At 69.8% G+C, this 24,206-nt stretch carries 16 protein-coding genes and 1 riboswitch; of the genes, 8 read left to right on the top strand and 8 right to left on the bottom strand.

Annotated elements, in window-relative coordinates; genetic code table 11:
• The first annotated feature begins 8 nt into the window (after positions 1 to 8).
• On the top strand, positions 9 to 1,187 hold the full coding sequence (locus D457_RS0101595) for a beta-1,3-glucanase family protein (protein ID WP_017578886.1): 1,179 nt from the start codon (positions 9 to 11) through the stop codon (positions 1,185 to 1,187).
• 87 nt (positions 1,188 to 1,274) lie between these two features.
• Here the strand turns inward: D457_RS0101595 and D457_RS0101600 are convergent, their stop codons facing one another.
• The 6 genes from D457_RS0101600 to D457_RS0101625 all read right to left on the bottom strand — a co-directional run bounded on the left by D457_RS0101600 (position 1,275) and on the right by D457_RS0101625 (position 7,259).
• Entirely contained in the window at positions 1,275 to 1,766 is a 492-nt protein-coding gene (locus tag D457_RS0101600; protein ID WP_017578887.1) for a hypothetical protein, read from the bottom strand.
• Positions 1,767 to 1,973: 207 nt separating this feature from the next.
• Entirely contained in the window at positions 1,974 to 2,405 is a 432-nt protein-coding gene (locus D457_RS0101605; protein WP_017578888.1) for a hypothetical protein, read from the bottom strand.
• Between the two features lie 156 nt (positions 2,406 to 2,561).
• Entirely contained in the window at positions 2,562 to 3,497 is a 936-nt protein-coding gene (gene mmsB / locus D457_RS0101610) for a 3-hydroxyisobutyrate dehydrogenase (protein WP_017578889.1), read from the bottom strand.
• A complete protein-coding gene (locus D457_RS0101615) occupies positions 3,494 to 4,621 on the bottom strand; it encodes an enoyl-CoA hydratase/isomerase family protein (RefSeq protein WP_017578890.1) in 1,128 nt (375 codons plus the stop codon). The genes mmsB and D457_RS0101615 overlap by 4 nt, the downstream gene beginning before the upstream one ends.
• Complete coding sequence (locus D457_RS0101620; RefSeq protein ID WP_017578891.1) at positions 4,621 to 5,763, bottom strand: acyl-CoA dehydrogenase family protein; 1,143 nt, start codon at positions 5,761 to 5,763, stop codon at positions 4,621 to 4,623. The genes D457_RS0101615 and D457_RS0101620 overlap by 1 nt, the downstream gene beginning before the upstream one ends.
• Complete coding sequence (locus D457_RS0101625; RefSeq protein ID WP_017578892.1) at positions 5,760 to 7,259, bottom strand: CoA-acylating methylmalonate-semialdehyde dehydrogenase; 1,500 nt, start codon at positions 7,257 to 7,259, stop codon at positions 5,760 to 5,762. The genes D457_RS0101620 and D457_RS0101625 overlap by 4 nt, the downstream gene beginning before the upstream one ends.
• Positions 7,258 to 7,405: riboswitch (adenosylcobalamin (AdoCbl) riboswitch) on the bottom strand. Its footprint overlaps the gene before it by 2 nt.
• A 771-nt stretch (positions 7,406 to 8,176) precedes the next feature.
• On the opposite strand from D457_RS0101625, the gene D457_RS31680 reads away from it, so the two are divergent.
• The 6 genes from D457_RS31680 to D457_RS0101655 all read left to right on the top strand — a co-directional run bounded on the left by D457_RS31680 (position 8,177) and on the right by D457_RS0101655 (position 20,391).
• A complete protein-coding gene (locus tag D457_RS31680; protein WP_051072833.1) occupies positions 8,177 to 12,580 on the top strand; it encodes a non-ribosomal peptide synthetase in 4,404 nt (1,467 codons plus the stop codon).
• A complete protein-coding gene (locus tag D457_RS31685) occupies positions 12,577 to 15,054 on the top strand; it encodes a type I polyketide synthase (protein WP_017578894.1) in 2,478 nt (825 codons plus the stop codon). Before D457_RS31680 ends, D457_RS31685 begins: the two co-directional genes overlap by 4 nt.
• Positions 15,051 to 16,838: an acyl-CoA dehydrogenase family protein gene (locus D457_RS0101640; protein WP_017578895.1), complete on the top strand. Its 1,788-nt coding sequence runs from the start codon at positions 15,051 to 15,053 to the stop codon at positions 16,836 to 16,838. The genes D457_RS31685 and D457_RS0101640 overlap by 4 nt, the downstream gene beginning before the upstream one ends.
• A 118-nt stretch (positions 16,839 to 16,956) precedes the next feature.
• Positions 16,957 to 18,777: a fatty acyl-AMP ligase gene (locus tag D457_RS31690; protein WP_017578896.1), complete on the top strand. Its 1,821-nt coding sequence runs from the start codon at positions 16,957 to 16,959 to the stop codon at positions 18,775 to 18,777.
• A 40-nt stretch (positions 18,778 to 18,817) separates the two neighbouring features.
• Positions 18,818 to 19,897, top strand: coding sequence for a flavin-containing monooxygenase (locus tag D457_RS31695; RefSeq protein WP_017578897.1), 1,080 nt, complete (start codon positions 18,818 to 18,820; stop codon positions 19,895 to 19,897).
• 53 nt (positions 19,898 to 19,950) lie between these two features.
• Positions 19,951 to 20,391 (top strand): hypothetical protein, encoded by a 441-nt coding sequence (locus D457_RS0101655; RefSeq protein ID WP_017578898.1) that lies wholly within the window; start codon positions 19,951 to 19,953, stop codon positions 20,389 to 20,391.
• Positions 20,392 to 20,438: 47 nt separating this feature from the next.
• Here D457_RS0101655 and D457_RS0101660 read toward each other — a convergent pair whose 3' ends face one another.
• On the bottom strand, positions 20,439 to 22,235 hold the full coding sequence (locus D457_RS0101660; protein WP_017578899.1) for an AMP-dependent synthetase/ligase: 1,797 nt from the start codon (positions 22,233 to 22,235) through the stop codon (positions 20,439 to 20,441).
• Between the two features lie 683 nt (positions 22,236 to 22,918).
• Between D457_RS0101660 and D457_RS0101665 the strand changes: the two genes are divergently transcribed.
• On the top strand, positions 22,919 to 23,830 hold the full coding sequence (locus D457_RS0101665) for a hypothetical protein (RefSeq protein ID WP_026116224.1): 912 nt from the start codon (positions 22,919 to 22,921) through the stop codon (positions 23,828 to 23,830).
• Between the two features lie 53 nt (positions 23,831 to 23,883).
• Here the strand turns inward: D457_RS0101665 and D457_RS0101670 are convergent, their stop codons facing one another.
• On the bottom strand, positions 23,884 to 24,144 hold the full coding sequence (locus D457_RS0101670) for a hypothetical protein (protein WP_017578901.1): 261 nt from the start codon (positions 24,142 to 24,144) through the stop codon (positions 23,884 to 23,886).
• Positions 24,145 to 24,206: the final 62 nt, after the last annotated feature.

Genomic DNA, 24,206 nt, shown 5'->3' on the forward strand with positions numbered 1-24,206 from the left:
TTCTCAGCATGATCAACCGCAGGCTCTTCCTGGGCGGCGTCACGCTCGCCGCCGGGGTTCCGCTGCTGGGCGCAGCCGGTTGCGCCACCAGACCCCAGAGCATCACCCCCGCTTCCGGCGCGGCCAATGTGGGAGCGCTCCCGGTCAGCGTGACCAACAGCAGCGGCCGCTACGGGGACGACGAGGTCCTCGTGTACATCGTCGGCACCGATCTCGTGGACGATGTCCACTGCTGGGTCGACTCCAACGGCACGCCCCACCCGGTCAGCGTGGACGACAACACCGACGACGGGTACACCGACTACTCGATCCCCCTGGGCGCGTTCCCCGCCGACATGACGCTGCCGTACATGTCCGGCCGGATCTACTTCGCCCTCGGCGGCAAGCTCGGCATCCGCATCGTCGAGGATGGGAACGGCAACCCCGCCCTCCAGCTTCCGGCAGGCTGGGTCGAGGACGACCACGGCTTCGACGTCCTGCACGACTCGGTGGAGTTCACCCACAACGAGGCCGGCATGTTCTGCAACACCTCGATGGTGGACCAGTTCAGCGCGCCGATCGGCATCCGACTCACCGGGGACGACGACCAGAGCACCGGCTTCCTCCTGCCCGGCGGCCGCGACGCGATCTTCGAGACGCTCGCCGCCGACCCGGACTTCTCCGTGCTGGTCTTCGACGACCACCGGATCATCGCACCGGGCCACGCGCTCGACGCCGGGATCTTCCCCACCGACTACTACGACCCGTACGTGGACCGGGTGTGGTCGCACTACACGGATACCGACCTGAGTGTCACCACCAACGCCGGAACCTTCACCGGCCGTGTGGAGGGCGACCAGCTGCTGTTCGACGGCGGGGTGTCCCCCATCCCCCGGCCCAGCACCCGTGACGTGTTCTTCTGCGACGGCGCCCTGGACGCGCCCAACGACGGCATCACCGGCCCGGTCGCGGCGATTGTCGGCGCGGCGCTCAACCGCTCCACCCTGTTGGACACCGCCCAGCAGCCCACCAACGACCCGGCCGAGTTCTACCAGGCCGACATCGCCAACCGCTACGCCGGGGTCTTCCACGACCACACCGAGGACGGCAAGGCGTACGGGTTCGCCTTCGACGACGTCGAGGACTTCGCGTCCTACATTCAGGACCACGGCCCCTCGGGTCTGGAGATCACCCTGACGCCCTTCTAAGGCCCGCACACAAGGGCGGCACGCAGACGCGCGCCCCGGACACCCCAAGCCTGATGGGAGCGGGGGTACCCGGGGCGCGCCCGCACATCAGGAGGTCGGTACCCCGGGTGCCTCGGGTGCGGTTTCCCCGGTCTCGGGGGCCTGGGGGCCGCTCCCGGCCGCTGCCTCGGACGGCGCCTGGGACCGGTACCAGGCACGGGCGGAGCGGCTCTCGTGGAGGATCAGGACAACAGTGGCGCTCAGAGCGTCGAGGAGGGGACCGAGATCCCCCATCAGCACACTGACCAAAGCGTTGACGAGTAGCAGGGCCACCAGCACGCGCATGAGCAGCTGGCGGAGGCGACCGCCCCGGCGCAGGGTCGCGGCGAGGTAGAACGTGAAGACGTAGAAGGCGACGGGGGGGACCATGAAGGCGAACGTCGCGCCCTTGCCCACGCCCATCTCCCGGACGACCTCGTCCTCGGTCATCACCACGACCCCGATCAGCATCAAGGACATCATGAGGAGTCCCAGGATGGCTGTGATGTACAGCAGCGCTCGCGCGACTCTGAGCGTCAGGGGCATGGGGTTCGCACTCATGGGGGACTCCTCCTCGGGTGGCGGCGATGGAACCGCCGGGCGGCAGGACCGCGGACAGGACCTGTCTGCGCCGAAAAGGCAGGATAGCGACGCACTGCCGGAACCTTCTGGTCAGGGCCGGGAGCACAGGACACCGAGTGCGGGGTTCCTCGTGCCGCTTCGCCCGAGCCGCTCCGGCCCCGGGACTCCACTCCTCGTGCGACGCCCTCACCCGCCGCTGTACTTCGCTCCGCGCTGGGTGGTCTCGAACCACTCGCGGGACGGCTCCTTCTCAGCCGACACAAGGATCGCGACGGCCAGCGCCAGCGCGACGACGGCACCGATCCACCAGCCGAGGACCACGTTCAGCAGCACACCCGCGAAGCCGACCCCGACCGCCGCCCGGACCAGGATCCGCGCACGGTTCCCGCCCCGTTTCAGGGTGGCCGCCACGTAGAAGTCGAAGATCGCCATAGTCAGCCCGACTACCAGCAGGAACGCGGACCATCCCTTGGTCATCCCGTAGGCGTCGTCCGTCTCCGACCAGCTCATACCGTCAAGGACGATCAGCGCGAACACGTAGGCCAGGGTGGCCAACGCGTACCTGACGAACAGCAGGACCCGCACGGTGGACAAGGGCTGGGGGAAGATGTGCGACATGGGGGGGCTCCTTGGTCCTGGGCTGAAGGGGCTCGATCACCGTTCCTGGCCGCTGGGACGCCTCAGGTACCGACGGGGTTCGCGGTGAAAAGCCCGGGCTCCCCGTCCCCACAGGTTGCCCGGGCCCTCACCCATCCGACTGAGCTCACCCCGAACTCACTCCGGAGCGGGCTCCGGTACCTGGCCGGAGCGTTCGCGCACCGACTCCACGATCGCCGAGAAATCGCGCGGTTCACCATCCAGGCTGTCCGCGAAGGCCCGGTAGATCTCGGCCGCGTGGCTGCCGATCAGCGCGTCCACCCCGGTCTGGTCGAGCGCGTTGGCGGCCAGGCCCAGGTCCTTGGCCATCAGCGCGGCCGCGAACCCCGGCTTGTAGTCGTTGTTGGCCGGGCTGGTGGGGACCGGCCCCGGAACCGGGCAGTAGGAGGTCAGCGACCAGCACTGCCCCGACGCCGTGGACATCACGTCGTACAGCGCCTGGTGGGTCAGGCCCAGCCGCTCACCCAGCACGAAGGCCTCGCTCACCGCGAGCATCGACGCGCCCAGCACCATGTTGTTGCAGATCTTCGCCGCCTGGCCGCCGCCCGCACCACCGCAGTGCACGACCTTGCCTCCCATGACGTTCAGCAGCGGCTCCGCCGTGGCGAGGTCGGCCTCCTCCGCGCCCACCATGAAGGTGAGCGTGCCGCCCTGGGCACCCGCGACTCCCCCGGAGACCGGGGCGTCCATGGCCCGGTGTCCGGCCTCGACCGCGGCGGTGTTGGCCGTGCGGGCGTCGGCCACGTCCACCGTGGAGCAGTCCAGGAACAGCGTGCCGGAACGGGCCGCGGCCAGCAGCCCTCCGCCCGCCGAGTCCGGGGCGCCCTGGTAGGCGGTGATCAGGTGGCGGCCGCTCGGCAGCATGGTGATGACCACGTCCGCTTCGGCCACCGCCTCGGCCGCGGAGCCCGCGACCCGGACCCCGGCCCCGGCTGCCTTCTCCACTGCTTCGGGGACCAGGTCGAACCCGGTGACGTCGTGCCCGGCGGCGACAAGGTTGGCGGCCATCGGGCCGCCCATGTTGCCGAGCCCGACAAAAGCGATCGCGGTCACTGCGCACCTCCGGAGTCGCTGCCACTGTTGGCCGCACCGGCTTCGGCGAGGCCGAGCGGGCCGTCCGGGGCCGGTTCGAAGGCGCGAGCGACGTCGGCGTCGCTGACCTCCGCCAGCGTGGCCGGGGACCACTGCGGGTTACGGTCCTTGTCGATCACCTGCGCCCGGATGCCCTCCACCAGGTCGGGCCAGGTCAGCGTGGCCGTGGAGACCCGGTACTCCTGCTCCAGGACCTCCTCCAGGGTGGCCAGCTCCCGGGCACGGCGCAACGCCGCCAGGGTGGTCTTGACCGAGGTCGGCGACTTGGCCTCGATGGTGTCAGCCGCCTTGGCCGCCTCCGGGTCGCCGTGCCCGCGCAGCCGCGCCACGATCTCCTCGGCGGTGTCCGCGGCGTAGCAGGCGTCGATCCACGCCCGCTGGCCCTCCAGGGTCCCGGTCGGGACGATCTCGGCGAAGCGGCCGATCGCGTCGGCGACACCGGTCTCCGTGCTCGCCTCCGAGAGCGCGGAGATCAGGTCGGGCAGACGCTCGGAGGGCACGTAGTGGTCGGCCATCCCGGTGTACACCGCGTCCGCCGCACCGACCGGGGTACCGGTGAGCGCCAGGTGGGTGCCGGTCTCGCCGGGCGCCCGCGACAGCAGGTAGGTGCCGCCGACGTCGGGCACGAACCCGATGGTGGTCTCCGGCATGCCCACCTTGGAGCGCTCGGTGACCACGCGGACGCCGCCGTGCGCGGACACGCCCACGCCGCCGCCCATGACCACGCCGTCCATGAGGGCGACGTAGGGCTTGGGGTAGCGGGCGATCTGCGCGTTGAGGTGGTACTCGTCCCGCCAGAAGTCAGCGGCCTGGCGGTCACCGTCCGTGGCACTGGCCCGGATGGCGCGGATGTCGCCGCCCGCGCACAGGCCCCGCTCTCCGGCGCCGTCGAGCAGCACCACGGCCACCCGTTCGTCCTTCTCCCAGGCGGTGAGGGCGTCTGCGAACGCGAGGACCATCCCGTGGTCCAGGGCGTTGATCGCGCGCGGCCGGTTGAGCGTGGCGTGGGCGAGCGCGCCGTTGACTCGCAGCAGCACCGTGGCGTCGTCCGGGGTCTGCCCAGTGGGGGTGGCGTCGCTGGTCATCAGGCGGCCCCGGTGAGTCGGCGAGCGATGATGAGGCTCATGATCTCGTTGGTTCCTTCCAGAATTCGGTGCACCCGCAGGTCGCGCACGATCTTCTCAATGCCGTACTCCGTGAGGTAGCCGTACCCCCCGTGGAGTTGGAGTGCCTGGTCGGCCACGGTGAACCCGGCTTCGGTGGCGAAACGCTTGGCCATGGCGCACAGATGCGCGGCCTCGGGGTCGCCCTCGTCCAGGGCGGAGGCGGCCCGCCACAGCAGGGAGCGGGCGGCCTCCAGATCGGTGGCCATCTCCGCGAGCCGGAACTGAAGCGCCTGGGCGTTGATCAGCGGAGCGCCGAAGGCCTCACGGCTGCCCAGGTAAGCGGTGCTGCCCTCCAGCGCGGCCAGCGCCCCGCCGAGTGAGCAGGCGGCGATGCCGAGGCGGCCGCCGTTGAGTCCGTTCATCGCGATGCGGAAGCCGTCACCCTCCGCGCCGAGGCGCCGGTCGGCGGGCAGACGGACCCCGTCCATGAGGACCTGGCGGGTGGGCTGGGCGTTCCAGCCCATCTTGGCCTCGTTGGCGCCGAAGGACACCCCGGGGTCGTCGCGGTGCACGACGAACGCGGAGATTCCCGCGGCGCCATCGCCGCCGGTACGGGCCATCACCACGTACACCTCGGAGGCTCCCGCCCCGGAGATGAACTGTTTGGCGCCGGTGAGGACGTAGTCATCCCCGTCGCGGACCGCGCGGGTGCTGAGCGCGGCGGCGTCGGACCCGGCCCCGGGTTCGGTGAGGCAGTAGCTGCCCAGGGTCTGCATGGAACACAGGCCCGGCAGCCAGCGGGCCCGCTGTTCGTGATCGCCGTAGCGGTCGACCATCCAGGCGACCATGTTGTGGATGGACAGGTACCCGGCGACGGACGGGCAGCCGGTGGCCAGGGCCTCGAAGGCGAGGACGCCGTCGAGCCTGCTCAGGCCGGTTCCGCCGGACTCCTCGCGGACGTAGAGGCCGCCCATGCCGAGTTCGGCGGCCTTGCGGAGCACGTCGACCGGGAAGTGCTTGGTCTGGTCCCAGTCCACGGCGAACGGGGCGAGGTGTTCGTCGGCGAACCCGCGCGCGGTCTCGGCCAGCGCGCGCTGTTCGTCGGAGATCGCAGCGGTCACCGGACGACCGGGATCGTGAACTCCGCGCCCTCCTTGACCCCGGAGGGCCAGCGCGAGGTGACGGTCTTGGTGCGGGTGTAGAAACGGATGGAGTCCGGTCCGTGCTGGTTGAGGTCGCCGAACCCGGACCGCTTCCAGCCACCGAAGGTGTGGTAGGCGACCGGCACCGGGATGGGCACGTTCACGCCGACCATGCCGGTGTTGACCCGCTGCGAGAAGTCGCGGGCGGTATCGCCGTCCCGGGTGAAGATGGAGACGCCGTTGCCGTACTCGTGCTCACTGGGCAGGCGCAGGGCCTGCTCATAGTCGTCGGCGCGCACCACGCAGAGCACCGGGCCGAAGATCTCCTCCTGGTAGATGCGCATGTCCGGGGTGACGCGGTCGAACAGCGAGGCCCCGGTGAAGAAGCCGTCCTCGTAACCCTTGACCTTGTGACCGCGCCCGTCCACGACCAGCTCGGCGCCTTCCTCGATGCCCAGCCCGACGTAGGCGTCGACCCGCTCCAGGGCGTCCTTGGAGACCAGGGGGCCGAAGTCGGCGTCGGGGTCGTCCGAGGCGCCGACGGTCAGCCTGGCGATGCGTTCGGTGAGCTTGGCGACGAGGGCGTCCGCGGTCTCCTCGCCCACCGGGACCGCGACGGAGATGGCCATGCAGCGCTCGCCCGCAGAGCCGTAACCGGCGCCGATGAGGGCGTCGGCGACCTGGTCGAGGTCGGCGTCGGGCATGACGATCATGTGGTTCTTGGCCCCGCCGAAGCACTGGGCGCGCTTGCCGTGCGCGGTGGCCGTGGAGTAGACGTACTCGGCGATCGGGGTGGAGCCCACGAAGCCCACGGCGGCCACACGGGGGTCGGTGAGCAGGGTGTCCACCGTCTCCTTGCCGCCGTTGACCACGTTGAGCACGCCCGGGGGCAGCCCGGCCTCGAGGAACAGCTCGGCCAGCCGCAGCGGCACCGAGGGGTCTCGCTCGGAGGGCTTGAGGATGAACGCGTTGCCGCAGGCCAGCGCGGGGGCGGCCTTCCAGAGCGGGATCATCGCGGGGAAGTTGAAGGGGGTGATGCCCGCGACCACGCCCAGGGGCTGGCGCAGGGAGTGGACGTCGATCCCGGATCCCGCGTTGTCGGTGAAATCGCCCTTGATCAGGTGTGGGATACCGGCGGCGAACTCCACGACCTCGAGTCCGCGCTGGAGGTCGCCGTGCGCGTCGGCGACGGTCTTGCCGTGCTCGGCGGACAGGGTTCGGGCGATGGCCTCACGCTCGGGTTCGACCAGCTGGAGGAACTTCAGCAGGACCCGGGCCCTGCGCTGGGGGCTCCAGGAACCCCACTCGACCTGGGCCTGTACGGCGTCGGCGATGACCGCCTCGGTCTCCGCCCGGTCCGCCAGGGGGACACGCGCCTGCACCTGACCGGTGTTGGGGTCGTACACGTCACCGAAGCGGCCGGTCCGGCCGGGGACGTTCTTGCCATGCACGAAATGCGTCAGCTCGCTGACCATACGTGTTCACTCCATCCTCGTGGATCACACGACTCTCGGGCCGCGAGCGGTGGCCTGACTTCCGGACGTTCTGCCCGGTCACAGTGGCGGGACCGTGCTGGATTCGCACCAGCTTCCCCGCTCCTCGGCACCCTCACCATATAGTTGGACGTCCTACTAAATCTAGCCCTCGACACACCGAACATGCCAAGAAGCCCCGCCTCCACCACCGGAGGGCAAAAGCGTGGCCGCCGCAGAGTACGTACACATGTCGCGATGAACCGACCCGGACACTCCCGCTGATCTGGGAATTCTCCCCCACGACCTCCTTGATCATCATCCGCCAGGAGCATCAGAAAACAGCGAAAACAGTTCGCCAAAAGAATCATTAAGACGAGCACAGAAAAATTATTCTGTCTCGCAAAACAAGCAGAAAGACCTTTTCCGCCAGGGCCTGCGAGAGAATTTTTTCCGCCACCATCCCCTAGAGACCCCAACAATCCGACCAGCCACACAGGCGCAACACTACCCGAATTCCAAGTAAAGTAGATCGGATTAGTAGGAAATTCGTGATGCCCGGCATATCAGGGGCCACAGGAGCGGCATGAAGCCCATGAGACTCCGGCGAACAGCAGGGAAAAGAATCAGCCAAGTCTTCGCATTTCACCCCGAGGGAGAATCAAATAATTCCCCATTCCCACCCCCAGAAGGCACGAAGGAATCCCTGGACACGTAATACTACTGCCTGGTAGCGTCCATCCCCATGGAGTGGTGGAGTGCTATTCCCAGCCCCGAGTGATGCATGGATTCCCATGCACCCCCCACCACCTCCCATTTTCATTGATTCATCACTAATAGCGCATCTGCTATTACGCTCAGGCAATACATGGGAGGCGGAATACTTGCCAATGAACATTGATAAGATCCATGCCTCGGGGATGGCGTCTGACACGACTGCGACGGCGGACCCCCGGGACGACGCTTCACCCCACTCGGCCGAGGACGTCCGCACAACCCTGGTGGAACACACCGCCCACCTGGCCGGGCTCGGCGAGGAAGAGGCCGCGGACCTGGCCGTCCGCGCCCGACACAACCGGCTCAGCGAACTGGGGCTCGACTCGCTCACCGCCGTGCGACTGCGCTTCCTCATCCAGCGCGACCTCGATGCCGACCTCACCGCCCAGGAAGTGCTCTCCCAGGACACCCTGGACGACCTGGTGGCGCTCGTGCTCACCCGGGCCGACGGCCGGCGCGCCGCACCGCCCTCCGGGCCCCCGCCCCCGCTCTCCACCGAAACCGGTCCCTACGACCTCACCGACATGCAGCGCATGCTCGCCGTCGGCGCGAGTGCGGGCATGGAGTTCACCGTCGAACCGCACTACTACGCCGAACAGGAACGCCCCGGGCTGGACCCCGAACGCTTCCGTGAGGCCGTTCACGAGGCGTTGCGGCACCGCATGGACTCGCTCGCCACCCTCGGTGACGACCTGCGCCTGCATCCGCTACCGGAGTTCACCCCACCCCTCGTCCGCGTCCACGACCTGCGCGGCCTCACCACCGCCGAACAACAGCGGGAAATGGACCGGCTGAGGGAGCGGTTGGCCGGCTCGCCCCTGCCGTTCGACCGCTGGCCCTGGGTGGACTTCCAGCTCAGCCTGTACGGCGAGGGACAGTGCCGACTGCACGCCAACATGAGCAACTTCTTCATGGACCTGCCCTCAGGCCTGTCCCTGTTCGCCGACATCGAGGCCTGCTACGCCTCCCCCGGATCCGAGCCGGCCCCGCGCCCCTACGGCGCTCGTGACGCGGCGCGGTTCCTCGCCGAGCTAGCCGAGTCCCCTCTGGGGTCCCGTGCAAGCCGGTACTGGTCCCGACGCGTGGAAACCATGCCCGGCCCGCCCGACCTGCCAAGGCGCCCCGGGACAGGAGGCGGGAACGCCCTGGGGCACGAACTCCGCCGCCGCCAAGTGATCCTCGCCCCCGAACGCTGGGAGGCCTTCGGCCGAGCGGCCCGGCAACGCGGACTGAACCCCGTCTACGCCCTGCTCGCCGTGTACGGCGAGGTTGTGAGCGGGTGGAGCGGTTCGGACCACTTCATCCTCAACAACCAGATCACCCGGCGACTGCTCCTTCCCGAGGAGATGGCCGAGGCCTTCGGCAACTTCTCGTCCATGTACCCGCTGGAGTTCGACTGGCGAGGCGAGGCCCCGCTGGGCGAACGCGCCCTGGCCCTCCAGCGACGGGCTCGCGAGGACATGGAGCACCTGCACGTCGGCGGGGTCGCCGTGCTGGAGCAACTGAACCGGCGACGCCGCTCCCCCGGCACCGCCGCCTGCCCCTTCGTGGTCGCCCCGGGCCTGGCGGGCACCCCCATGCCGCAGACCTCGTTCAGTCGCTTGGAGACCCCGCAGGCGCTGGCGGACCACCAGTTCTGGGAACTGCCGGACGGCGGACTGTGGGTCGTCTGGGACGTGGTTGAGGAGGCGTTCCCCGAGGGGTTCTTCGAGGACCTGTGTGCCGCCTACGAGACCCTGCTGAACCGGCTCGCCGACACACCCCGGCTGTGGGAGGAACCGCGTCTGGAGTTGCTGCCCGAACACACCCCGGCCCTGCGGGAGTCACTCGTTCCCGTCTCGCCCGTGCCCGACCGCCCGCTGCACTCGGGTTTGCGGACAGCCGCCACCGGCAGCCCTCGGGCGAGGGCGCTCGTGGCCGCCGACGGGGAGATGGACTACGCCGGGCTCTCCCGGGCCGCGGACCGTTTCGCCGAGCGACTGCGGCTGGCGGGGGTGGAACCGGGCGACCGGGTCGCGGTCGTGCTGCCCAAGTGCCTCGCCCAGATCATTGCGGTGCACGGAGTCCTGGCCTGCGGGGGCGCATACGTCCCCGTGGATCCGGCGTGGCCGGCGGAGCGGGTGCGATCGGTGCTCACCGACTCCGGAGCACGGGTGGCCGTGGCCGAATCGACAATCAACCCGGAGGGCTACGACGGTGTCACCGTGCTCGACCCGCCGGGCGCCGCCCCGGGTGGGGCTCACGTCCCCAACGGCCAGACCCGCGCTCCGGACGACCTCGCCTACATCATCTACACCTCCGGGTCCACCGGCCGCCCCAAGGGTGTGGCCATCGACCACCGAGGACCGGTCAACACCAACTCCGACATCAACCGGCGCCACGGGATCGGCCCCGACGACGTGGTGCTGGGCGTCTCCTCGCTCTGCTTCGACCTGTCGGTGTACGACGTGTTCGGGACAGCGGACGCGGGTGCGACCCTGGTGCTGCCCGACCCGACCGACTGGACCCCCCAGGCCTGGCTGGAGCTGATGCTCCGCCACCGGGTCAGCGTGTGGAACTCCGCGCCGCCCCTGATGCGGCTGCTGGTCCACGCCGCCCAGGCCAGCGGGACGCGCCTGCCCGGCCTGCGGACGGTGCTGCTCAGCGGTGACTGGATCCCCGTGACCCTGCCGGACCAGATCCGCGAGATCGCTCCCAACGCGCGGGTCATCAGCCTGGGCGGGGCCACGGAGGCCTCCATCTGGTCCATCCACCATCCGATCGACGAGGTGGACCCGGCCTGGACGAGCATTCCCTACGGGCGACCGCTCACCAACCAGCCGTGGTTCGTCCTGGACGGGAGCGGCCGGGACTGCCCGGTGTGGACCACCGGCCACCTGCACATCGGGGGCGTGGGCCTGGCCCTGGGCTACTGGGGCGACAAGGAGAGAACGGACACGGCCTTCGTCCGCCACCCGCGCACCGGAGAGCGGATCTACCGCACCGGCGACCTGGGCCGATACCTGCCCGACGGGACCATCGAACTGCTGGGCCGGGCCGACTTCCAGGTCAAGGTCCAGGGTTATCGGGTGGAACCGGGGGAGATCGAGTACCACCTGCTCTCAGACCCGCGTGTGCGTGACGCCGCCGTGGTGGCCGTTTCCGGAACCGGGGCGGATGCCGGGAAGCGACTGGCCGCGTTCGTTGTTCCTCGGCCCGGCGCCGAGGGCCTCGACCCGGCGGCCCTGCGCGCCGCGCTCGCGCTGAACGTCCCCGACTACATGGTGCCCTCGTCGTTGACACTGATCGACGCACTGCCCGTGACCCCCAACGGCAAGCTCGACCGAGACGCTCTGGGCAGGCTGGCAAGAGCGGAGGAGGCGGAGCGTCCACCGTTCACCGCCCCACGCACCCGGCTGGAGCGGGAGCTGGCGGCGATCTGGGAAGCGGTACTGGAACACGGGCCCATCGGGGCGCACGACGATTTCTTCGCCGTCGGCGGGCACTCCTTCGCCGGGCTGCTGGTGGTGACGAGGGTCCGGCAGACGCTGGGCGCCCAGATCACCCTGGGCTCGCTGCTGTCCGAACGCACCGTCGCCGGGCTGGCCGCACTCATCGAGACGAGCGGGGGTGGTGCGTGGTCACCGCTGGTAGCCCTCGGCGAAGGGGTCGCGGGCGCTCCTTCGGCCCAGACTGGCCCCTCGGCCCACACCGAACCTTCGGCGCTCGGGACCCCCGCGCGCAGGGCGCCGCTGTTCGTCGTGCACCCCGCTGGCGGCAACGTGCTCTGCTACCGCGAACTCGCCGAGCTGCTGGGACGGCCGAGCTACGGACTCCAGGCCCCCGACCCCCTGACCGGGGCGAAGGTGCCGGACCGCGTCGAGGATTTCGCCGACGTCTACCTGGCCGCCCTGCGCGCCGAACAGCCCTCGGGCCCCTACGTGATCGCCGGTTGGTCCTCCGGTGCGGTCATCGCCCTGGAGCTGGTCCGCCGTCTCGAGGAGGCCGGCGAGATCGTGGAACGGCTGCTGGTGATGGACGCGCCTGCGCCCCTGGAACCCGGCCCCGGGGGTGGGTTCGACCAGATCACGCTGCTGCTGTGGTTCCTGGAGGACCTGGGCGCCGGGACCGGCGCCACGAACGCCACGTTGGGGAGGCGCCTGGCCTCAGCGGACTCTCTGGGGGAGCGGCTCGACGTCCTGCACGAGGCCGTGGGCGGGGTGTCGGGCCAAGAGGTGGACCGCGAGCGGCTCGGCGCGCTGTTCACGGTTTTCGAGCGCGTGGTATCGGCGTGCTGGTCCTACCGACCCGAGCCGGTCGACGCCGGTATCCACCTGTTGCGCGCGGACACCGGCCGTGTGAGCGAGTTCGCCGACCACCCGCACGGGGCCGACCCCGACTGGGGGTGGTCCCGGCTGACCCGGGGAACGGCGAGCACCTCTCCGGTCCCCGGCACCCACCACACGATCCTGGCCCCGCCACACGTGGCGGCGTTGGCCAACGAGATCAACACACACCTGGACGGCGCACCGACGGCGGCGCCGCGTGAAGGAGGAACGGGCGCATGAGCGCACACGGGGAGAGCAGTCACGGGCCGACGGGCACCGGACCGGACGGGGTAGCGGACCCGGACGAGGTACGGGCCTTCGTGATCGCCTGGGTGGCCGGGGCGACGGGCCTGGCCGAGCGTGAGGTGGACGTGACGGCGTCGCTGTCGTCGCTGGGCGTGGACTCGGTGCACGCCGTGGAGTTGGCGCTGGACCTGGAGGAGCGGTTAGGGACACCCGTCCCGGACACCCTGACCTGGACACATCCGACCATCACCGAGATCGTCGCGCATACGACGGCCGCCGCCACACCCGAAAACGATCCCGGACCCCTGCGGCCCGGCGCGCCCGCCGCCCCCGCGGCCTCTGCCGGAACGACACCGGAACAGGACACCACGGGTTCCGCGGACGCGCCGGAACCGATCGCGATCATCGGCGTCGGCTGCCGCTTCCCCGGAGCCGACGGCAAGGACGCCTTCTGGAACCTGCTCACCGGTGACACCGACCCCACGGGCCCCATCCCCGCGAACCGCTGGGACGCGGAGGCGATGCTGGCCGGCGCACCGGGCGAGCCGGGCCGGATCGCCTCCCGCGAGGGCGGCTTCCTGAAGGACGTGGAGTCCTTCGACGCCGCCTTCTTCGGCCTCTCCCCCGCCGAGGCGGCCGCCACCGACCCCCAGCAGAGAATCTTCCTGGAGGTGGTGTGGCAGGCCCTGGAGGACGCTTTGGTCCCCTTCGACTCCCTCGCCGGTTCCGCGACCGGGGTGTTCACCGGCATGTTCTCGGTGGACTACGCCGCGCGGTTCGGGGTCGACCCTTCCGCGATCGGCCCGCACTTCGGTGCGGGCAACTCGCTCAACGGCCCGGCCAACCGCGTCTCGTACACCCTGGACCTGCGCGGGCCCAGCGTGACCACGACAGCGGTGTGCGCCTCCTCGCTCATCACCGTCGATGACGCCTGCGAGAGCCTCCGCAGGGGTGAGTGCTCCATGGCGGTGGCGGGCGGGGTCAACCTGATCCTGGAGCCGCACACCAGTGTGTGGTTCTCCCAGATCGGGGTGCTGGCCCCGGACGGCCGATGCAAGTCGTTCTCCACCGAGGCCGACGGAATCGCCCGTTCCGAGGGCGTGGGCGCGGTGGTCCTCAAGCGCCTCTCGGACGCGCTGGCCGACGGCGACCACGTGTACGCCCTGGTACGCGGAGCCGCCGTCTCGCACAGCGGCCGAGGCAACGGCATGACCTCGCCCAGCCCGGCCGCCCAGACCGAGGTGGTGCGCACCGCCCTGGACCGCGCGGGCCTGGAGGCGCGGGACGTGGACCTGGTGGAGGCACACGGTACGGGCACGCTGATGGGCGACCGTATCGAACTGGAGGCGCTGCGCGGCGTGATGGCACACGGCCGCCCGGCGGACGAGCCCTGTCTGGTGGGCACGGTGAAGTCGGTCATCGGCCACGCCGAGTCTGCCGGTGGGATCGCCGGGATCATCAAGGCGGCCCTGGCCCTGGACCGGGGCCTGATCCCCGCACACCGGGTGACCGGCACCGTCGACCCTGCGGTCGAACGGGCGGGACTGGAGCTGGTCACCGAGGCGCGGCCGTGGCCGTCCGAGGGTGCGGACCGGGTCGTGGGCGTCAGCGCCTTCGCCATCGGCGGGTCCAACGCGCACGTGGTGCTCTCCGGAGCGCCCGGGACGAACACCGGCGCCGAAGCCCCGGTACCCGTACCCGGCCGCCAGCACGTCCTACGTCTGTCAGCGGCCACCCCGAGCGCGCTGTCCGCTTTGGCCGCCGCCCACCTGGATCGGTTGGAGAACCTGCCCAAGGGTCTGTTGGACTCCCACTGCTGGCACACCACGGTCAACCGTGCCCGGTTGACGCACAACGCCGTCGTGCTCGCCGGCACCGGTGCCGAGCTCCGCAAGGGCCTGCGCGCCGTCGTGGACCAGCCCGAAGGACCGAGCACGCCACAGGTGGTGCGAGGTCGGACCGCGCGGGGCTCCGCCCCCCGCGTCGTCATGGCCCTGGGCGGGGACGTCGAGTCCCGCGAACTGGAGGCGACGGTGCGGTGGTGGCGCTGGTGGGGGGTGGAACCGGTGGCCCTCGTCGGGGAGGGCCCCGGAGCGGACGTGGCGACGAAGATAAGCGACGAGACACCCGAGAGTGTGTGGTCACCCGCCGCTGGGGTGTCTCTGAAGGCGGGCCTGTCCGAGGCGGTGGCACTGGGCTGTGACACCGCACTCGTGTTCGGCTCCGCGGCGGTGGACGGTCCGCTGGTCCCGCTGCCCGCCGGGGGCCTCAACGGGGCAGCGTTGCCGTCACCGGTGGCGTTGGCGTCCCTGGCCACGCTGGAGGCGCAAGGGGCCCGCGTGCGCTGGGACGAGGCCCTGGGCAAGCGCCCGCCGGGCCGGGCCGAACCGCCCGGTTACCCCTTCGAACAACGGCGGCACTGGGTCGAACGGCCCGTGGTGAACGGCGCGGCCGGGGGTGCGGTGTGAACGGGACCTCCCTGCGCGACCACCCCCAGGACCGGCTCCTGCCTCCCACACACCGTGCCGCGGCCGCCCTGGAACGGGCTTTCGGGGACCCCGAGGACCCGGCCTCTCCGGTCACCTTCGCCATGCAGCTGGAGGCCGACGAGCGGGAGGAGGCTCCGCTGCGGTGCCTGGAAGCAATGCGTGCCGGCGGCTACACCGCCCACTACGTGCCGCCCGAGCACGGCGGCGACTTCCACGACCTGCCCGAGCTGTACGAGATGATCCGGGCTCTGAGCAGGCGGGACATGGCACCGGCCCTGTCCTCGGGGATCAACCTCCTGGCTGGACTGCCCGTGTGGGCGTGCGGTACCGGAAAGCAGCGGGAGCGGCTGGCTGAGCTCCTGCTCGAAGGCGGACTGGGCTCCTTCGGGCTCTCCGAGTCCGCCAGCGGCGGGGACGTGCTCTCGGCGACCCTGTCCGCGGAGGCGACCGAGGCAGGAGGCTGGCGGCTCAACGGCACCAAGTGGCCGATCGGCAACGGGAACCGGGGAACGTTCGCCACCGTCTTCGCCCGCACCGGGCGCGCCGGGCCCCGCGCGTTCTCCACGTTCTTCGTGGACAAGTCCGAGTTGGACCCGCGGACCTGGCACCCGGAGCCCCGCGTGCGCACGTCGGGCCTGCGCGCCATCGACCTGTCCGGGCTCACCTTCGAGGACTGTGAGCTGCCCGGCGACGCCCTGGTGGGAGTCCGGGGGCGTGGCCTGGACATCGCTCTCAGGACCCTCCAGGCGAGCCGGATCGCGGTGACCGCCATGGCGATGGGGCTGGCGGACACCGCCCTGCGCATCACCGTGCAGCACACACGGTCCCGGCAGCTGTACGGCGCACCGGTGTACGACCTCCCCGTCATCCGGGAGCAGGTGGTCTCGGCCTTTGTCGACATGCTCGTCATGGAGTGCGTGGGCCGGGCGGCGGTACGGGGCCTGGCAGCGGCGCCGAACCGGTCCAGCCTGTGGTCCTCGATCACCAAGTACCTGCTCCCGGCCATGGGCGAGGAGGTCCTGAACAGCCTGTCCGGGGTGATGGCGGCCCGGAACTTCCTTCGGGAGGGCGTCTACGGCGGCATGTTCCAGAAGGTGGTGCGGGACGGCCGCATCATCAGCGTGTTCGAGGGCACCGGCCACGTCCAGCTACACGTGGTCTGTTCACAGCTGCCGCAGTTGTTCCGCGGGTGCGGGGACCGGGCGTCGCGGGACCCGGATCCGGCGCTGATGCACGACCTCTTCGGAGCCTTCGCCGAACAGCCCCTGTGGCGGATGGACCTGTCGCGGTTCCGGATGAGCAACGGCGGGACCGACGAGGTGTTCCAGGGGTGGCCGTCAGCCCTGGAGGAGGTGGAGTCCGCCGCCGGCCTGGGCCCGGCTGAACGGGCGCTGGCAAAGGTGGCGCGGGAGGTGGACACCGAGCGCGAGCGGCTGCTGGCCGAGGTGGACGAACTCACCGCCGACAGGCGACCGCTGTACTCCTGCGCCCGGGGGTTCGGGGTGGCACGCCGGTACTGCCTGCTGTTCGCCGCCACCGCGTGTGTGCGTTCCTGGCTAGTCAACCGGGAGGACGGGCAGGGCCTGCTCTCCCGACCGGAGTGGGCCGTCCTCGCGTTGCGCCGCGTGCTGTCCCGCATGCGACCGGACCAGTACCTGGACGAAGAGTGCGTCCCCGCCGTGGAGGAGGAGATGCTCCGCTGCTGGTCGGAGGAGAACTCCTTCGCTCTGCTCCCGATCCCGCTGGGCGGCTCGCCGGCCTGAGGGCCCGGCCCCTGCCCGGCAAACCGCAACCACCACCCCCGGCCCCGGGGCCCATGCGACTGGGCCCCGGGCCCGGCAGCCGGGCCGACGGCCAGGCACCGAGGAGAACGGTTCTGAGATGGACAACGCACACACCAACACCGACGAGACCCTGGTCCACAGCCTGTGGAGAACGGCGAAGGAGGATCCGAACCGGGAGGCGGTCCGCTCCTACCCCGACCGGCCCCGGGACGCGGACCCGGTGGTCCTCAGCTACGGCGAACTGGACCGGCGGGCCCGGGCTCTGGCAGCCCACCTGAACGACGCCAACCCGCGCGGATCACGGGTGGTGCTCGCCTTCCCCAACACGACCGAGTTCTGTGTGGCCTTCTTCGGCTGCCTCTACGCGGGCATGGTCCCGGTGCCCGCGCCGCTTCCCCTCAATCCGCGGGGCAGCCGCTTCAGCCGGTTGCGCGGTATCGTCACCGCCTCCGAGGCCTCGGTCGTGCTCACCGACACAGCCAGCATCGGACCGCTGGCCGAACAGATCGACGCGGCGGGCGGCCAGGAGATCGCCTGCCTGGCCACGGACGCCTCTGAGGGCACGGACGGCCGGGATGGTGCGAGCGGCACCCTCGGGAGCGACCGGACCTGGGACGGGCCAGCCCCGCGCCCCGACGAACTCGCCCTGTTGCAGTTCACGTCCGGTTCCACCTCGGAGCCGCGCGGGGTGATGGTCACCCACGCCGGTCTGCGGCACAACATGGAGCTCATCAGGCGCGGCACCGGCGTCCCAGACGGATTCCGCATGGTGAGCTGGCTGCCGCTCTACCACGACATGGGGCTGATCGGCGGGGTGCTCACTCCGCTGATGTCTGGCGGGAGCAGCGCGCTGATGTCGCCGATCTCCTTCGTCCGCGAACCGGCCCTGTGGCTGGAACGGGCCGGGGACCTCAGTGTGCATGCCATCGTCTCACCGAACTTCGGGTACGACCTGTGCCTGCGCCGAATCGATTCCGCACGGGCCGCCGACATGGACCTGTCCTCCGTCGTGACCGCGTTGAACGGCGCGGAACCGGTCGACCCTGCGACCCTGAGCGCCTTCACCGACCGGTTCGCGCCCGCCGGGCTGGCAGCGGAGGCGGTCAGCCCCTGCTACGGGATGGCCGAGGTGGGACTGTACGTCACCGGCAGCCCGGCGGGTGAACGACCCGTGGTGCGCCACGTATCCGCCGGCGCGCTGGAGCGGGACCGCCTGGTCCCGGTGGAGGCGGACGACGCGGACGCCCGAGAGCTCACCTCCTGTGGGGTGGTCCCCTGCGGCTTCGACACCCTCATCGTCTCCCCCGTCGACGGCACCGCGCTTCCCGATGGCCGGGTCGGCGAGATCTGGCTGCGCGGACCGAGCGTGGCCCGGGGCTACTGGGGTCTGGAGGAGGAGAGCGCACGGGCCTTCGCCGCACCCGCGCCGGTCGGGACAGGGCAGCCGTCCGGTGAGGAGGAGGGAAGCTTCCTACGCACCGGCGACCTGGGGGTGTGTTTCGAGGGACAGCTGTACGTGACCGGCCGGCTCAAGGAACTGATCATCGTGCGCGGGCGCAACCTCTACCCCCAGGACCTGGAACGCCTGGCTACGGACGCACACCCGGAGCTCTCCGGGGCGGGCGCGGCGTTCGGTGTCCCGGTCGACGGCGTGGAACGGGTCGTGGTGGTGCACGAACTGGACCCCGCCAACGCCGGGGCCCGCCCCGAGGAACTGTCCGCGCTGCTGATGTCGGAGATCTCCGGCGCCACCGACGTACCCGTGGACGGGGTCTGCTTCGTCGCCCCCGGCGAGATCAAACGCAGCACCAGCGGGAAGATCCGGCGCGCCCATACCCGGAACCTGTTCGTCACCGGAGCCCTCGGCGCCTTCCACGAGGCCCTCAACCCGGCACTGCGCGAAACATACCGGAAATGAACTCCCGTCCACGGCGGGCCCCTCGAAAGGAGCGAGCAGCATGACGGGTGAGTACGACACCGAGGTCCTCGTGATCGGCGCTGGGCAGGCGGGCCTGTCCGTGGGCCACCATCTGGGCAAGGCGGGGTTGGACTTCGTCCTGTTCGACGCGGCGGAGGAACTGGGGCAGGTGTGGCGGCTGCGCTGGGACTCACTGCGCCTGTTCACCTCGGCCAGGTTCGCCTCACTGCCCGGCATGCCCTTCCCCGGCGACCCCGAGCGCTACCCGCTCAAGGACGAGGTCGCCGACTACTTCACCGAGTACGCGGCCCGGTTCGATCTGCCGGTGCGTCTGGACCACCGGGTGCTGTCGGTACGGCCGGACGGTGACGGCTTCGAGGTGAGGGCTCGGACCGGCACCGGGACCGTGACCGTGCGCGTCAGGCAGGTGGTGATCGCCGCGGGTGCCTTCCAGACCCCGGTGAGGCCCGCCTTCGCCGACGAACTCGACTCATCGGTGACCAGCCTGCACTCACACGAGTACCGCAACCCCGAGCAGCTCCCTCCGGGCGAGGTGCTGGTGGTGGGCTCCGGCAACTCCGGCGTGCAGATCGCCCAGGAGCTGTCGGCCGACCGCCGGGTCGTGGTCAGCGTGGGCAGCCTGGGGCCCGCCCTACCCCAGCGTTTCCTGGGCCGGGACATCTTCTGGTGGCTGTCGGCCGTGGGCCTCATGAGCCTGCGCGTGGACAGCCCGCTCGGCCGCCGGCTCGACAGGCCCGACCCCCTGTTCGGCGCTGACCTGAAAGCACTGTTCGACGGTGAACGGGTGCGCAGGGTGGGCCGAGCGGTCCGGGCCGAGGGTGCGGAGATCATCACCGAGGACCGCGAACGGTTGCGGCCCGCCTCCGTCCTGTGGGCGACCGGCTACCGCAACGACTGGTCGTGGCTGGACCCGGCTCTTCTGGGCCCCGAGGGGCGTCCGCGGCACACCGAGGGGATCGGGGAGCACCCTGGCCTGTACTTCCTCGGGCTGTACCTGATGCGCAGCCGGGGATCAGCGCTCACCGGGTTCGTCCGACACGACGCCGAACGTATCGCCGCTGCGGCCCGGAAGGCCGCCGCACCACGGGTGCCCCGCTGACCAGCACCCGTCCGCGTGGACGACGTCCACATCAGAGGAACACCGAGATGTCTATGGCCAGAAGATCCTTCACCACCGACGACATCGTCCGCGTACTGACCATGTGGCACGCGGGCCACAGCCAGAGCCGGATAGCGGTGTCTTTGGGCATGGACCGCAAAACCGTGCGCAAGTACCTCGCGCCCGCGGCCCGTGCGGGGATGGCCCCCGGCGGCCCACCCGTGTCCCGGGAGCGCTGGGCCGAACTGGCCCACCAGTGGTTCCCGGCGCTGGGGGACACACGCCTGCGCAAGCCGACCTGGCCGGTGATCAGCCCATACCGGGAGCACATCGCCGAGCAGCTGCGCGAGGGCGCATCGATGTCGGTCGTGCACCAGCGGCTGTGTGAGGACGAGGGTCTGACGATCAGCCTGGCCACCTTCCGGCGCTGGTGCCAGGCCAACCTGAACGAACCGGCGGGGGCTCCGCCCCTCGGGCAGGGCCACCGAGGCTGATCAGCGCTGCGGGCCGAGACGCGGTCGCGTCCCGGCCCGCCAGAGCGTCAGTCGGCGTAGATGCCCTCGATCTCCGCGGCGAACTGTTTGGTGACAACGTGCCGCTTCAGCTTCATGGAATCGCTGATCTGGCCGCCCTCCTTCGTGAACTCGACCGGCAGGATCTCGAACCTGCGGATCGACTCGGCCCGTGAGACCGCCGAGTTGGCCCGGTCAACGGCCTCCTGGACGGCAGCAATCAGATCCGGGTCCCTGATGAGCTCACGGATTCCGCCGCGCTTGCCGTGGGTCTCCTTCCAGAACTCCAGCGCCTCGGGATCAACGGTGACCAGAGCGGCGATGAAGTGCCGGTTGTCACCGACCACCATGCACTGGCTGACCAACGGATGACTGTTGACCCGGTCCTCCAGCACCACCGGGGCGACGTTCTTGCCACCGGAGGTCACCAGGATCTCCTTCTTGCGCCCGGTGATGCTCAGGTAGCCTTCGTCATCCAGTTCACCGATGTCGCCGGTGCGGTACCACCCCTCCTCGTCGAAGGAGTCTGCGGTGGCGGCCTCGTTACGCCAGTAGCCGGACATCACGTTCGGTCCCTGGACGAGGACCTCACCGTCGTCGGCGATACGCACCGCCACCCCGGGGAGCGGCTGCCCGACCGTACCGATCTTGATGGCGTTCGGATCGTTGACGGTAGCGGGCCCCGAGGTCTCGGTGAGCCCGTAGCCCTCGATGACGGTCAGCCCGATACCCCGGAAGAAGTGGCCGAGCCGCTCACCGAGCGCCGAACCACCGGAGACGGCATGCGTGGCGCGGCCACCGACCCGGGCCAGGATCTTGCCGTACACCAGCTTGTCGAACAGCGCGTGGCGCATCCTGAGGCCGAGCCCGGGACCACCCGACTGCTGCGCGATGCTGTAGTCGATGGCAGTCTGGGCGGCGCGTGCGAAGATCTTTCCCTTGCCCTGGGATGAGGCGGTCTGCTCGGAGCGGTTGTAGATCTTCTCGAACACGCGCGGCATGGCCAGCAGGAAGGTGGGCCGGAACCCGGCGAGGCCGTCCAGCAGTTCCGGGCCGGTGGTGGGGAAGTGGCCCATCGTCGTCCCCGACTCGACACAGCTCACCTGAATGAGCCGGGCGTAGGAGTGGGCCAGGGGGAGAAAGAGCAGGGTCGAGCGGTCGCCAACGGTGAACAGGGAGCGGAGCTGCCCGGCCATCACGTTGCGCACGGCAGAGAGCATGTTGGCGTGCGTGAGCTCGCAGCCCTTGGGCCGTCCCGTGGTACCGGAGGTGTAGATGATGGTGGCGATCTCACCCGAGTGCCCCTCACGTCGCCGCTGCTCGAGTACCTCGTCGCTGACCGAGGCCCCGTTCGAGGTGAGCTCGGCGATCGCCCCGGCGTCGATCCGCCACAGCGAGCGCAGTTCCGGGAGCTCCTCCGTGACCGCACGGGCGCGGCTCTCGTGGTCGGCGTTCTCGACGAAGGTCGCGACACTGTCGGAGTTGTCCAGCACCCACTGGATCTGTTCTGACGAGGAGCTCTCGTAGATGGGAACGGTGACCCCGCCGGCCGTCCAGACCGCGTAGTCGACAAGGGTCCACTCGTAGCAGGTACGGGCCATCAGACCGACCCGGTCACCGTGCTCCACTCCCGCCGCGATCAGCCCTTTGGCGAGGCCCGCGACCTCGTCGCGGAACTGGGCGGCGGTGACGTCGCGCCACTGCTCGCCTTCCATTCGGCGAAGCAGAACGGAGTTCGGCTCACGGCGCGCACGGTCGAAGACCACATCGGAAAGGCGCTGTTCAGAGGTGATTTCGATCTTTGGGGGACTCTTGTACTGGCGCACAGACAACAACTCCCGAAGTAATGATGCCAGACCACTCTGATGCGCGAAACTATAACAAGTTATACTACCAGCGGGTAGACTTCATTAACATTCGTTACCTGACAGGCAATATTCGATCAAGCAATTCCCCAGGAATCGCACCGGCACCTTCACTCCACGAGATCCGACGATCGGATCTCGCCCCGGCGCCAACAAGGGATCAAGGCGGTCACAGCGGTAGGGGGCAAACCACCGGACCTCCGGCGTGGATACACGTGAATCCGGATTTCAGTGACCCCTGCAGCAGCCGGGACCGGATACCGACACGCCCGCCCACCATCGGACTCGACACCGGAAGAAAATTTCCCAAAAAAGCGAAAACACCCTTCCTCTTTTCAATTGTCAACTTCTCACACAACGTATCCGACGAGGTGCTTCGACCACAACACAGGGGAATCCACGGAGATCCCTGCTGCCGGCGGAGGACCAGCACGGGACCGATTCGAACCGCTCCGGAAAACCCTGTACCTCCGTGGCGCGAGCACCGCACCGCCGACCGATCACACGGCCGGACCCGACCTCCGCCCCCATCTCTCCAAACCGGGCCGAGTCCTAACGACTCATGGGCACCGCCTTCGTGGTCAGCGCCGACTGATTTACCGATTCCACCACAATCATGAGGCCGCGCTCAGTAGTTTCACACCATGCCAGGATTCGACCACGAGCTCCAGGTCCGCCTGCTCCAGAACAGGCCGTCCCTAGTCCCTCTCATGCTGCGTGACACGCTCGGCTTCCCCGTTCCCGACTTCGCCCGCGCGGAGCTCGGCTGTGGCGACCACACCAAACTCAAACCAACGCCGTTCAAATCAGACAACGTCGTCGTTCTCTATGACCACGACGGCCGTAAACTGCTCGCGATCCTCTCGGAGGTTCAGCAGAAGAAGGACAACGACAAGCCCTACACCTGGCCCCTCTACCTGGCCACGGTCCGGGAGCAGCTGCGCTGCCCGGTTCGACTGATGGTGGTCTGCCCGGACGTGGCGACGGAGCGGTGGGCACGCCGCCCGATCGAACTCGAGACCGGTGGTGCCGTGCTTCGGCCCGCGGTCCTGGGACCGAGTAACACCCCGGTCATCGACGACATCGACCGCGCGAAGCGCCTCCCGGAGCTGGCCGTCCTCTCGGCTGCCACGCACGGGGACAACCCCGCGGTACTCAAGGCCGCCGAATCGGCCCTGGACGACCTGCCCGAACACACCCGGCTCATTTACTATGACTTCATTGAGTCCAAGCTCAGCGCCTCGGCTCGACTGATGTGGGAGGAACTCATGGCAACCGGAACCTACGAGTGGCAGAGCGACTTCGCCCGCAAGTACGTCGGTCAGGGGCGCGCGGAAGGCCGTGCTCAAGGCCTCGCGGAAGGCCGCGAGGAAGGCCGCGAGGAAGGCTTGACCCAAGGCAAGCGGGAGGCGCTACTCCAGTTGCTGGACGTGCTCGCTGTTTCGGTCGGAGCTGACGCGCGTCAGCGGATCGAGGAATGCACCGACTCCGATCAACTCGACGGCTGGATCGCCAAAGCTGTCAAGGTGACGGACGCCGACGAGCTCTTCGACTGACCTCCACGAACGGGCGGGGCCGGGTGCTCTGTGCCCGGCCCCGTGGTCGTTCCCTAGCCCAGTTTCCCGCGGACGCGCTCGGACGCTCCGGCGGCTCCGACGAGGTCGAAGACCTCCACGGCGGTGGTCCACCGCTGTTCGGGAGCGCCTACCAAGTCGCCCAGGCACTCCAGGGCCTTGCCGACCTGTGAGGCGCGGTCGGCCGCGAGGAAGTGGCCCAGCGCCGTGTTCAGCAGCGTGGCGGCTCTGAGGGGGTCGTACGCCTCCGCGAGGCGGGCCAGGCGTAGCCGGCCTCGGGGCGGTTGGCGTCCCACACCCGGCCCGTGCTCTCCACGCCGGCCGGGATCACTTCCAGGTGAGCCTCGAACCACACCGC

Source organism: Nocardiopsis valliformis DSM 45023, assembly GCF_000340985.1.
GTDB lineage: Bacteria > Actinomycetota > Actinomycetes > Streptosporangiales > Streptosporangiaceae > Nocardiopsis > Nocardiopsis exhalans.